The sequence below is a fragment of the Azospirillum mesophilum genome (assembly GCF_053470405.2).
Genome location: NZ_JBPXMQ020000080.1, coordinates 1 through 12,030, shown reverse-complemented (window position 1 = coordinate 12,030; position 12,030 = coordinate 1). Strand labels below are relative to the sequence as shown.

The following is a 12,030-nucleotide window of genomic DNA, read 5'->3' as shown; positions in this document are numbered from 1 at the left end:
CGGGCCATTGCCACACGCTACGACAAGCTTGCCAGCACCTTTCTGGCCGCCGTTTACCTCGTCTCGGCTGTCATCTGGCTCAACTGACGACACGCTCTAGGACTTGTTCGCCAGCGCCAGGGCGCGGTCGATCAGCGCCTTGCCGTCGGGGACTTCCTTGGCGAACTCGTCGTAGATCGGGGCGCTTGCCTTGACGAAGGCGTCCTTGTCCGCCTCGTTCACCTGCATGCCGGCCTCCTTGAGCTTCTTCAGCAGGTCTTCGTCGAGCTGGGCGGCGATGCGGTAGACCTCCGGCTCGGACTCGCGGGCCGCATCGGTCAGCGCCTTCTGGATCTCGGGCGGGAACTTGCTCCAGCTGCGGCCGGCGGTGAGGTAGGCCGGGGTGTAGACGTGCCCGGTCAGCGACAGGTACTTCTGCACCTCCTGGAAGCGCGCCGGGTAGATCTGCGACAGCGGGTTTTCCTGCCCGTCCATGACGCCGGTCTGGAGCGCCACGAACACCTCGGAGAAGGCGAGCGGGCTGGGGTTGGCCCCGTAGGCCTGGAACATCTTCACGCGCCACGTCCCCTGCGGCACGCGCAGCTTGATGCCCTTCAGGTCGTCGGGCTTGACGATGGGCTGCCGGTTGTTGGTGATGTGGCGAAAGCCGTTCTCCCACACCGCCAGGATGTGATAGCCCTCCTTCTCCCCGGCGGGGGCGAGGACGGGCATGACGATCTCGTCGCGGATCCGCTTCATGTGCTCGCGATCCTTGACGAGGTACGGCATCTCGAACAGGCCGAAGACCGGCGACACCGACGACATGACCGTGGAGGGCAGGGACAGGTCGATGGTGCCCAGCTTCAGCTTCTTCAGCATGTCGGCATCGCCGCCGAGCTGGCTGGAGCCATAGACGACCACCTTCGCCTTGTCGCCAAGCTTGGCGTTCACCTTGTCGGCGAAGACCTTGGCCGACAGCTCGAACAGCGATCCCGGCTCGCCCACGTGGCCCAGCTTGATCTCGGTCTGCGCCTGCGCCGCGGTTGCCAGCAGCGAACTCGCGAACAGCACCGACGCGACCAGCGCCCTGGTGTAGCTCATCTCGGTTCCTCCCTCGTGCGTGCCGTTTTTTGGTTGGCTTCCTCCGCCTGTAGGAAGCGCATGGCGGCCTCGACGCCGCCCTTGCGGTGGGGAACGCCGGCCAGATCCAAGCCCATTTCGACGCCGGTCAGCGTGCCGGTCAGCGTCAGGTCGTTGAAGTCGCCGAGATGCCCGATGCGGAAGACCTTGCCGGCCACCTTGCCGAGCCCGGCGCCCAGCGACAGGTCGAAGCGGTCCAGAATGATCCGGCGCAGCCGGTCGGCGTCCTGCCCGTCCGGCAGCAGCACGGCCGTCAGCGAACTGGAATATTCGGCGGGGTCGAGCGCCAGAAGCTCCAGCCCCCAGGCCGCGACGGCGCGGCGCGTGGCCTCCGCGTGGCGGTCGTGGCGCGCGAAGACGGCGTCCAGCCCTTCCTCGTGCAGCATCGCGATGGCTTCGCGCAGGCCGTAGAGCAGGTTGGTGGCGGGCGTGTAGGGGAAGAAGCCGGCCTGGTTGGGCTTCAGCATCTCCGCCCAATCCCAGTAGGAGCGCGGCATGCGGTTGGCGCGGCTGGCGGCCAGCGCCTTTTCGGAAACGGCGTTGAAGCTGAGCCCCGGCGGCAGCATCAAGCCCTTCTGCGAGCCGCTGACCGTGACGTCCACGCCCCATTCGTCGTGGCGATAGTCGATGGAGGCCAGCGAGGAGATGGTGTCGACCAGCAGCAGGGCCGGGTGGTTCGCCCGGTCGACGGCGCGGCGCACCAGCGGGATGCGGCTGGTCACGCCGGTCGAGGTCTCGTTGTGGACGACCATCACCGCCTTGATGGCGTGCTCCCGGTCCTCGGCCAGACGGGCCTCGACGGCGACGGGATCGACGCCGCGGCGCCAGTCGCCCGGCACGAAGTCGCACTGGATGCCGAAGCGCTCCGCGAGGTTGCGCCAGAGCGTGGCGAAATGCCCGGTCTCGAACATCAGCACCCGGTCGCCCGGCGACAGCGTGTTGACGATGGCCGCCTCCCACGCGCCGGTGCCGGAGGCGGGATAGATCACCACCGGCTGCGTGGTCTTGAAGATCGTCCTGATGCCGTCCAGAACCTCGCGCCCCAGCTTGGCGAACTCCGGACCCCGGTGGTCGATGGTCGGACGGTCCATGGCCCGCAGGATGCGGTCGGGTACGTTGGTCGGCCCCGGAATCTGAAGGAAGTGGCGTCCGCTGCGATGAGCCATGAAGGCGTCTCCTCCCGTCCTTTGGCCGTGTTGCCGGCGCTTTTTCATTCGTTTGTCCACCAAACAAGTTTTGCATGCAGAATGAGGAAGCGGCAAACGGCAAAAGGGTGATCCGGCATCACCCATTGGGAGAGCCACGCTTCGCAAAGGGCTTATGACGGCGCCGATACTCGACAGAACAATGGGGTTTCCATAAGGATCCTGGGTGTATCGCCCGCTTTCCGCCGTGCCGACGGACCACCGCTGCGCCGAGCGCACACTGAATTTTGAATGCAAAAGACGGCCTTAGGGAGGCCCCGCCATGCCGCTCGACAACCGCACCGCCGCGACCGAACCATCCCGTCAACGCGCCCGGATCGGCGACAGCGCACTCGCCGGGCGTCTGCGCGGCGCGCTGAAAGGGGGGGTGCTGTTCGACCCCTTCACGCGCGGGCGATACAGCACCGACGCGTCGATCTACCAGATGGAGCCGGTGGGCGTCGTCGTGCCGCGCGACGAGGAGGATGTGGCGGCCGCCCTGGCCATCGCGGCGGAGGAGGGGGTGCCCCTGCTGCCGCGCGGCGGCGGCACCTCGCAATGCGGGCAGACGGTGAACGAGGCGCTGGTCCTCGACGGGTCGAAGCATCTGAACCGCATCCTGGCGGTGGACGCCTCAGCCCGGACCGCGCTGGTCCAGCCGGGCATCGTGCTGGACCACCTGAACAAGGCGCTGAAGCCGCTCGGCCTGTGGTTCCCGGTGGATGTGTCCACCTCCGCCCAGGCGACCATCGGGGGCATGGCCGGCAACAACAGCTGCGGCACCCGCTCGCTCCGCTACGGCAACATGGTGCACAACGTCCGGGCCATCGACGCGCTGCTGGCCGACGGAACGCCGGTCCGCTTCGACGGCTCCGCGCCCGACACGGCGCGCCACCGCCAGATCGAGGCGGCGCTGAAGGCCCTCTACGCCCGCGAGGCGGAGGAGATCGCCGCACGCTTCCCCGCCGTGCAGCGCAAGGTCGGCGGCTACAACATCGAGCGGCTGGGCGGCGAGCATCCCAACCTTGCCAAGCTGCTGGTCGGGTCGGAAGGCACGCTGGCCTTCTTCCAGCGGGTCGAACTGTCCCTGGCGCCGCTGCCCCGGCACAAGGTGCTGGGCGTCTGCCACTTCCCGACCTTCCGCAAGGCCATGGAATCGGCGAAGGCCATCGTCGCGCTGAAGCCCGCCGCCGTGGAGCTGGTGGACCGGACGATGATCGAACTCGGCCGCGACATCCCGCTGTTCCGCGCGACCATGGACCGCTTCATCCGGGGCGAGCCGGAGGCCCTGCTCCTCGTCGAATTCGCCGGGGAGAACCGGGAGGAGGAAATCGCCAACCTCGGTCGGCTGGTCGAGCTGATGGGCGACCTGGGCCTGCCCGACGCGGTGGTGGAGGCCACCGATCCGGCTTTCCAGTCCGCCATCTGGGAGGTGCGCAAGGCCGGGCTGAACATCATGATGTCCATGCGCACGGAGCGGAAGCCCGTCTCCTTCATCGAGGATTGCGCCGTCCCGCTGGAGCATCTGGCCGACTACACGGAGCGGCTGACCGAGGTGTTCCGCAAGCACGGCACCACCGGCACATGGTACGCCCACGCGTCGGAAGGCTGCCTGCACGTCCGGCCCGTCCTGAACCTGAAGCAGGAGCTTGAGGTCCGGAAAATGCGCGCCATCGCGGAGGAAGCCTTCGCGCTGGTGCGCGACTACAAGGGCTCCCACTCCGGCGAGCACGGCGACGGGCTGGTGCGGTCGGAGTTTCACGAGCCCATGTACGGCAAGCGCTTGGTCGACGCCTTTCGGGAGGTGAAAACCCTGTTCGATCCGGCCGGCCTGCTCAACCCCGGCAAGATCGTCGATCCGCCGCGCATGGACGACCGCAGCCTGTTCCGGTTCAAGCCGGGCTACGCCGCCGTGCCCTTCGAGACCGCGCTCGACTGGTCGGAGTGGAACGGATTCCTGGGCGCGGTGGAGATGTGCAACAACAACGGCACCTGCCGGAAATCCGACCCCGGCGTGATGTGCCCGTCCTATCGCGCCACAAAGGACGAGCAGCACGTCACGCGCGGGCGCGCCAACACGCTGCGGCTGGCGGTGACCGGGCAGCTCGGCCCCGACGCCCAGACTTCTGACGCGCTGACCTCGGACGGGGTGATGGAGGCGCTGGACCTCTGCGTCGGCTGCAAGGGCTGCAAGCGCGAATGCCCGACCGGCGTGGACATGGCCAAGATGAAGATCGAGGTGCTTGCCCAGCGCCGCAAGCGCACCGGCCTTCCCCTGCGGGAGCGGCTGATCGCGTGGCTGCCGCGCTACGCCCCCGTGGCGTCGCGGCTCGGTCCCCTGCTGAACCTGCATGGGCGCATTCCCGGACTGCCGGCCCTGACGGAACGCCTGCTGGGCCTGAGCCGGCACCGGCCGCTGCCGCACTGGCACGCGCGCCCCTTCGCGCCGGCACAGGCTGGCAGGCCGGGCAGGGTAGGGGAGGTCGTTCTGTTCACGGACACCTTCAACCGCTGGTTCGAAAGCGACAACACGCGGGCGGCGGTCCGCGTGCTGGAGGCGGCGGGCTATGCGGTCCATGCCGCGGCCCCGGCGGATGGCGGGCGCCCCCTGTGCTGTGGCCGCACCTTCCTCGCCGCCGGTCTGGTGGAGGAGGCGCGGGCCGAGCAGCGGCGGCTGGTCGCGGCGCTGATTCCCCATGTGGAGCGCGGGCTGCCCATCGTCGGGCTGGAACCCTCCTGCCTGCTGACCCTGCGGGATGAGCTGAAGGCGGTGCTGCCCGGCCCGGAAGCGTCGCGGATCGCCGACCATGCGCTGCTGTTCGAGGAGTTCATCGATCGCGAGCGGGCGGCGGGCCGGCTGGACCTTCGCCTGAAGCCTCTGCCGGGGCGCCGGGCGCTCGTGCACGGCCATTGCCACCAGAAGGCCATGGGGGCCATGCCGCCGGTGGAACGGGTGCTGACGCTGGTGCCGGACCTTGCCGTAACGGTGCTACAATCCACCTGTTGCGGCATGGCCGGCGCCTTCGGCTACCAAGCGGAACACCACGAGGTGTCGATGAGGATGGGGGAACTCGACCTGCTGCCCGCCGTGCGCGCGGCCGACGCGGACACCATCCTGGTGGCCGACGGCACGAGCTGCCGGCACCAGATCCGGGACGGCGCCGGGCGCGAGGCGGTGCACGTCGCCGTGGTCCTGGAACAGGCCCTGTCGAGAGATGCCGGGGCGGAGGGCGAAGGATGACCCCCATCGACCGCTCCAGCCTGCACGCGGAGGTCGTCTCGCGCCTGCGCGCGGCCATCGTGGACGGCGAGCTCGCTCCCGGATCCCGCATCAACGAGCGCGAGCTGTGCGAGCGCTTCGGCGTGTCCCGCACCCCGTTGCGCGAAGCGCTGAAGGTGATGGCGAGCGAGGGGCTGGTCGTCCTGCTGCCCAACCGGGGCGCCCGCGTCGCGACGCTGACGCGCGCCGACATCGAGGACACCTTCAAGGTGATGGCCTGCCTGGAGGCCCTGTCCGGCGAACTCGCCTGCGCCAACATCACCAAGGAGCAACTGGCCGAACTGCGCGCCCTGCATTACGAAATGCTCGCCCATCACGCCCGGCGCGACCTGGAGGCCTATTACCGGCTGAACGAGCGCATCCACCAGATGATCCTGACGGCGTCGGGCAACCCGGTGCTGATCGCCACCCACGCCGGGCTGGCCCTGCGCATCCGCCGCGCCCGCTACGTGGCCGACATGCCGCGCGGCTGGTGGGATCAGGCGGTGCGGGAGCACGAGCAGATCCTGGACGCGCTGACCCGACGCGACGGTGCCGCCATTTCGGCGCTGCTGAGACGGCACCTGGAACGCAAGATCGACCTGATGGCCCGGTCGGCCGACGAGGTCACGGCCCCGTCCGCCGCGTAAGGGCGGCCCAATTCACCGCGGGCAAGGTCCAATTTGTAACAGGATACGATAATTTACGACATGGATGCTGCGGCCTCGCCGGCCTATCATGCCGTATAAAAGTCGGTCGCCACAGACCACAACCTCTGCATGAAGCCGGAATGCCCGCAGGTCCACTTTCTCTTTTCAGCGGCGAGTTCATCCGTCCTGAGCGTGAGGCGGCGTTCCAATCGGAGCGTTTGTCCGAGACGGTTCGTCACGCGCGTCTTCTTTTCCTGCTGTCCGTCATCCTGAACACGCTGTTTTTCGTCAGCGACTGGCGCTTTTACGGACAGCCGCATTTTTGGGTTGCGATTCCCGCGCGTGCGGTCGTGGTTGCCGTCTCCCTGGCCTGTTTTCTGCTGATCCGGCGCGCCGCCGATTTCCGCCGGGCGCAGAGGACGATGCTCGCCTGGGAATGGATCACCGGCGCGGCGGTCGCGGCGCTGGTCAGTTCGCACAGCGACATCGCCTTCTTCGTCGTGCTGATGCTGCCGTCCATCTATTACCTGGGCGTGCCCACCTCCTTCCGCTGGACGCTCTTGTCGGGTGTCGGGTGCAGCGCGATGATGCTGGCGGGCTACGAGGCGCCGGGGCCGCTGTCCTCGACGTTGACCGGCATGATCCTGGCCATGCTGATGCTGAACTGCGCGCTGGCGCTGGTGGTGATCCGGTCGAACCGCCTGCGCCGGCTGGAGTGGGCGGCGACCCAGGCCGAGCGGCTCGCCAACAACGCCCTGGCGGAAAGCCGGGAGATGTTCGAGCGGATGTTCATGGCGGTGCCGATCCCGCTGGTCGTCACCGCCAAGATCGACGGCCGGCTGATCAAGGCGAACCACGCCGCCCTGTCCTATTTCGGCGGAACGCCGGAGACGCTGGGCATCCATTCCATCGAACAGGTGTACGACGACCCGAAGGCCCGGGCCGCCCTGCTCGCCGGGCTGGAGGGCGCCGGGCGGGTCGACGGCTTCGAAACGCGGGTGCGCTTGGCCGATGGCGCGGTCCGCGACGTGCTGCTGGCGGCGTCGGCCCTGGTGGTCGGCGAAACGGAAAGCGTCATGGCCGGCGTCGTGGACATCACCGGCCGCAAGGCGATGGAGGCGCATCTCGCCCGCCTCGCCACCACCGATCCGCTGACCGGGCTCGCCAACCGCACCCAGTTCTTCGCCAGGGCGGAGGCCGAGATCCAACGGGCGGCGCGCTATCGTCGGCCACTGTCCATCCTGATGGTGGACCTCGACCATTTCAAACGCATCAACGACACCTACGGCCACGAGGTCGGGGACCGGGCGTTGCAGGCCTTCGCGGCGCTCTGCAAACGGACGCTGCGCCAGCAGGACTGCGCCGCGCGGCTGGGCGGGGAGGAATTCGCGGCCCTGCTTCCGGAAACCGACGGGCCGGGCGCCTTGCTGGTGGCGGAGCGCTTGCGCGCGGCCGTTGAGGAGATGCGGCTGGAGAACGCGCCCCTGACGCTGCGGCTGACCGCAAGCATCGGGCTTTCGGAGGTTCAGCCGGGCGAGACCGGACCGGACGCGGCCCTGTCGCGCGCCGACCGGGCCCTGTACGCCGCGAAACGCGCGGGCCGAAACCGGGTCGTGGACCATCGCGGCATCGAGCCTTCCGCCGCTTGCGGAACGGACTGCATCCCCCGTTGACACCGGGGTTGGTGGCGAGAAATACCCTTGGATCGCCGCATCACGAGCGATGCACGTGTCCAACCCGACCTCCTCGAAGCCGTTAAGCCCTTGTACTGACACAAGAGTTGCACTTCAGAATAGAATCCATCCGTTTCATCATCAATGTTCCATAAGCTTCATTATGGAAAAACATATACGCAACCGCTGAAATGGCGTCCTGTTGATACGGAGACACCGATGCCAACGCACGGACCTGTCCGCTGTTGGCGGGAGCGAACAGGTCCCACCGCACACCGCCTGAAGGAACCGTCATGAAGGAAATGACGGAAAAGCACCTCGCCATTCTGCGACGGCACATGGTCGAGGTGATCGCCATCCAGGCCGAACTCGCCAGCGAGGAAATAGGGAAGGCAACGCTCGACGAGCGGGTGATGGCGGCGATGCAGCGGGTACCGCGACACCTCTTCGTGCCGGCGGAGGTCGCTCCCTACGCCTACCACAACATGCCGCTGCCGATCGGCTTCGACAAAACCATCTCGCAGCCGTTCCTCGTGGCACTGATGACCGACCTCCTCGACCCTCGGCCGGATGAAACGGTTCTGGAGGTGGGCACCGGGCTCGGCTATCAGGCGGCCATCCTGGCGGAACTCGCGCGACAGGTCTGGAGCGTCGACGTCGTCGAGGAGTTCGCGACCATGGCCGAAGCCCTCCTGCGGCGCCTTGGCTACGGCAACGTCGGCATCCGCACCGGCGATGGCGCGCGGGGGTGGAGCGAGCATGCGCCCTTCGACAAGATCATGGTGACGGCGGCCGCGGAACGGGTGCCGCCGCCCCTCATCGAGCAGTTGAAACCCGGGGGCCGCATCGTACTGCCGCTCGGCGCCACGGAACGCCAGATGCTTACGGTGGTCGACAAGGACGCGGCCGGGGCCGTCGCCTTGCGCCGGATCATCCCTGTCCGGTTCACGCAGCTTGAAACCGTGCAGTGAAAGGGTTTCTGAGCGTTCGGAAACGAGGGCGTGATGTCCGTCACAGACAAGCGGCGCAAGTTTGCGCTAACATCAGTCCAGTCCAGCAGCTTCCCCAGCAGTTTCCGAAGCCGATCATGACCGCCCTGACCGACACGGATCGAATTCTTCTGCGCACGGCGCTGACGGCGGCCCGACGATACAACGTCCCGTCCGTCGGGGTGCGCACCGACACGTTGGAGCGGCTTCTCGCCCATCTCGCCGAGTTGGAGCGGGGCCGGGCCGACGCACCCGACGCCCATGAGCCCGCCCCCGGATGACGGCCCCTTTCCGTCCGGCCTTTCTCGGGCGGTCCGGGACGCCTGGTTGTTTGATGGCGGAACGTTGTTGGGACCCGGTCTGCCCTGAAAATGGTCTGTTGGGCCATCCAAGAGCATGGCTGGTGGATCGGATAGCGTCCAGGTCGCCCGCCTCCAGCGTCGGGTGTGTTTGCTACCGAACATCGCATCCCCGCGGTCAAGCCTCGGAAGGGCAGGCGACCACCGCGCGCAGGCGGGCGGGGTCGACCGGCTTGGTCAGATAGCCGGTCAATCCGCAGGCCTTGTAGGCTTCCACGATCTCCGCCAGGGCGTCGGCGGACAGTCCCCACACGGGAATTGCCGCCGCGTCCGTCGGCAGCGCACGGATAAGGCGGGTGGCCTCGTCCCCGTTCATGGTCGGCATCCGGATGTCCATCAGCACCAGATCGAATCCGTCCGGGTTGGCGGCCGTCCGGCGGCCTTGCGCCCGCACGGCCTCCACAGCGGCCGCGCCGTCCTCCACGCAGACGATCTCGTGCCGGTCGCGCCGCAGAATGGCCGCGACAAGCTCGCGGTTGGTGCGGTTGTCCTCGGCCAGGAGGATGCGGCGCGGCTGGCGGCCGGTGTCCGCGCCCGCGCCGTCCGGATCGAGGCTCGCCGTCGCCGCGACGCCGCAGGGCACGCGGACCCGGAAGGTGGAGCCCTCGCCCGCGACCGAGCGGGCCTCGATCGTGCCCTTCATCAGGGCGATGATCCGGTGCGCGATGGCCAGCCCCAGGCCGGTGCCGCCGAACCGCCGGGACACGGTCTCGTCGGCCTGCCGGAACGGCTCGAAGACGTGCGCGAGCTGTTCCCCGGTCATGCCGATGCCGGTGTCGCTCACCGTGAACTCAACGAAGCCCGGCGGATCGCCGGACACGGCAACGGTGATCCGCCCGCTCCGGGTGAATTTGCAGGCGTTGCTGACGAGATTGGCGATGACCTGGCGCACGCGCACCGCATCCCCCGCGATCATCGGAGGCGTGGACGGCTCCACGCGGATCACCAGCGCGTTGCCCTTTTCGGCGGCCTGCGAGGCGAACAGCTCGCCGATCTGGCGCACGACCTCCGCCGGCCGGACGATTCCCGGCTCCAGAAGCAGGCGGCCCGCCTCGATCTTCGAGAAATCCAGGATGTCGTCGAGGATGCGCAGCAGGTCCTTCGAGGCACTCGCGATCGTCTGAGCCCATTCCCGCGGCTCGCCATCGGGCAGCGCCTCCGTGAGCAGTGACGCGAAGCCGACGACCGCGTTCATGGGCGTGCGGATTTCATGGCTCATCATCGCCAGGAACTGGCTCTTGGCGCGTTCGCCCGCCTCCGCGCGCTCCTTGGCCAGCTTCAGGTCGGTGATGTCCACCGCGGAGCCCAGGACGTAGGAGGTTCCGGTCGCGCGGTGGAACGGCCGTTTGGAAATGCGGAAGCAGCGCGATCCGCCGTCATGGACGGACAGGGTCTGTTCGAGTTGCAGCGACTCCCCGGTTTCGAGGACGTGCCGGTTCTCCTCCAGCCAGGTGGGCACCAGGCCGTGGCCGGTCGCCTCGAAGCTCTCGCGGCCTTCGATGTCCTCGACACACCGCCCGAACAGGTCGGCCAGGGGCTGGTTGACCAGGACGTAGCGCCCGTTCGGGTCGTGGACGAAGATCGGGTCGGGGACCAGATCGACGACGGCGCGCAGGAAGATCCGCTGCTCGTCCAACTCCAGTTCGACGCGCTTGCGGTCGGTGACGTCGCGCTCGTTGAGCAGGATGAGCGGGGCGCCGGTCACCGGATCCAGGGTCCGCCGGGCGTCCAGCCCATGCCATCCGCGCCCGGCGGAGGTCCGCACCTCGACCTCCCGGCTGAAGGTCTCGCCGTCGGCGAGCGCCTGGAGCAGGTCCCGACGGTCGCGCTCCCTCACCAGATGCTCCGCCAGTTGCCCGGCGCGCCTCTCCGGCGCGACCGGACCGTAGGCGCGCTGGGCCGCCGGGTTGCGCATCAGCGGCCGGCCGTCGTCGGTGAACAGCGTGATCATGACGTTGGTGTGGTGCAGCGCCTCCACCCCGCGCAGCGTGGCGGGGTCGATGGGCTGGTCGATCACCTGCGCTTCGTGCAGCATGGCCAGCCGGCCATCGGGCAGGCGGATGCCGGTCCGGCGCACGCGGGCCGTGACGGGGCAGCCCTTGGGGTAGAAGGTCCACTGGTCGACCGGCTGCTGGCCCGCGACCAGTTCCTCGTGCAGGGCCGCAAGGCGGGTCCGGGTCGCCTCCGACATGTCGCTGAAGTCCCGCGCGCAGAATTCGGCGAGGTTGGGGGAGTCCCAAAGCGCCAGCGCCGCGCGGTTCGCCCAGACCATGCGGGGAGCCTGGCTGTCGAACACCCAGATCGGCATCCACAGATGCTCGAAGCCCGGCAGGCTTTCAAAGGCGATGGCCCGGTCCGTGCCGTCGAAAGCTTCCAGGACACCCCCTCCCGATTGCGCGCGTGACATGACCGAGCCCCTGCCCAAAACATTCGTCATGAAAACATAATCGCCGACGGTGCCGACGTGGCATGGTCCGTCGCGACCTGTTGAGATTGCGTAAAGACTAGACGTCAGTCCAATCTGGAGTTTTGAATAATCACGATAACCCTTTCGTCTAGTCTACATGGTGCGGTCTCTGGCGAACGGCGTCGGCCGATCAGTCCTGGCCTGCACCACAGGCATGGTGCTCACCAAGCCATTTGTGAACGTCACGCACCGGGAGGGGGTGGCACCATACCACACGACCTTTGGTTGTAACTGCTCACCTGGCTGGCGGCTGGTAAGTGGTCAGGCGACGACGAAGGTTCCGTCGATCAGGTCGCGGATGGCGGTCCAGGCGGATTGGCCTTGCCGGCG

At 67.9% G+C, this 12,030-nt stretch carries 8 protein-coding genes and 1 pseudogene; 6 read left to right on the top strand and 3 right to left on the bottom strand.

The features are described from left to right. Positions 1 to 87: pseudogene (locus ACSVC7_RS32060) on the top strand (IS5/IS1182 family transposase); the annotation flags it as partial. A 9-nt stretch (positions 88 to 96) separates the two neighbouring features. On the opposite strand, the gene ACSVC7_RS32055 reads toward ACSVC7_RS32060, so the two are convergent. Beyond that, positions 97 to 1,080 carry a TRAP transporter substrate-binding protein gene (locus ACSVC7_RS32055; protein WP_448208644.1) on the bottom strand — a complete coding sequence of 328 codons (984 nt, stop codon included), beginning with the start codon at positions 1,078 to 1,080 and terminating at the stop codon, positions 97 to 99. Then, positions 1,077 to 2,285, bottom strand: coding sequence for a pyridoxal-phosphate-dependent aminotransferase family protein (locus ACSVC7_RS32050; protein WP_448208643.1), 1,209 nt, complete (start codon positions 2,283 to 2,285; stop codon positions 1,077 to 1,079). The genes ACSVC7_RS32055 and ACSVC7_RS32050 overlap by 4 nt, the downstream gene beginning before the upstream one ends. Before the next feature lie 301 nt (positions 2,286 to 2,586). On the opposite strand from ACSVC7_RS32050, the gene ACSVC7_RS32045 reads away from it, so the two are divergent. The 5 genes from ACSVC7_RS32045 (at position 2,587) to ACSVC7_RS32025 (ending at position 9,155) form a co-directional block, all read left to right on the top strand. Beyond that, entirely contained in the window at positions 2,587 to 5,544 is a 2,958-nt protein-coding gene (locus ACSVC7_RS32045; RefSeq protein ID WP_448208642.1) for an FAD-binding and (Fe-S)-binding domain-containing protein, read from the top strand. Then, positions 5,541 to 6,212 (top strand): GntR family transcriptional regulator, encoded by a 672-nt coding sequence (locus tag ACSVC7_RS32040; protein WP_448208641.1) that lies wholly within the window; start codon positions 5,541 to 5,543, stop codon positions 6,210 to 6,212. Before ACSVC7_RS32045 ends, ACSVC7_RS32040 begins: the two co-directional genes overlap by 4 nt. Positions 6,213 to 6,430: 218 nt before the next feature. Continuing rightward, on the top strand, positions 6,431 to 7,885 hold the full coding sequence (locus tag ACSVC7_RS32035; RefSeq protein WP_448208640.1) for a GGDEF domain-containing protein: 1,455 nt from the start codon (positions 6,431 to 6,433) through the stop codon (positions 7,883 to 7,885). Between the two features lie 293 nt (positions 7,886 to 8,178). Next, entirely contained in the window at positions 8,179 to 8,856 is a 678-nt protein-coding gene (locus ACSVC7_RS32030; protein WP_448208639.1) for a protein-L-isoaspartate(D-aspartate) O-methyltransferase, read from the top strand. 116 nt (positions 8,857 to 8,972) lie between these two features. Next, on the top strand, positions 8,973 to 9,155 hold the full coding sequence (locus ACSVC7_RS32025) for a hypothetical protein (protein WP_448208638.1): 183 nt from the start codon (positions 8,973 to 8,975) through the stop codon (positions 9,153 to 9,155). Between the two features lie 196 nt (positions 9,156 to 9,351). On the opposite strand, the gene ACSVC7_RS32020 is transcribed toward ACSVC7_RS32025, so the two are convergent. Next, positions 9,352 to 11,640, bottom strand: a complete 2,289-nt coding sequence (locus ACSVC7_RS32020) for a hybrid sensor histidine kinase/response regulator (protein WP_448208637.1) — start codon at positions 11,638 to 11,640, stop codon at positions 9,352 to 9,354. Between the last annotated feature and the right edge of the window lie 390 nt (positions 11,641 to 12,030).

Coding starts and splice junctions, on each gene's coding strand:
- ACSVC7_RS32055 (WP_448208644.1), bottom strand. CDS start 1,080: ATGAGCTACACCAGGGCGCTGGTCGCGTCGGTGCTGTTCGCGAGTTCG.
- ACSVC7_RS32050 (WP_448208643.1), bottom strand. CDS start 2,285: ATGGCTCATCGCAGCGGACGCCACTTCCTTCAGATTCCGGGGCCGACC.
- ACSVC7_RS32045 (WP_448208642.1), top strand. CDS start 2,587: ATGCCGCTCGACAACCGCACCGCCGCGACCGAACCATCCCGTCAACGC.
- ACSVC7_RS32040 (WP_448208641.1), top strand. CDS start 5,541: ATGACCCCCATCGACCGCTCCAGCCTGCACGCGGAGGTCGTCTCGCGC.
- ACSVC7_RS32030 (WP_448208639.1), top strand. CDS start 8,179: ATGAAGGAAATGACGGAAAAGCACCTCGCCATTCTGCGACGGCACATG.
- ACSVC7_RS32025 (WP_448208638.1), top strand. CDS start 8,973: ATGACCGCCCTGACCGACACGGATCGAATTCTTCTGCGCACGGCGCTG.
- ACSVC7_RS32020 (WP_448208637.1), bottom strand. CDS start 11,640: ATGTCACGCGCGCAATCGGGAGGGGGTGTCCTGGAAGCTTTCGACGGC.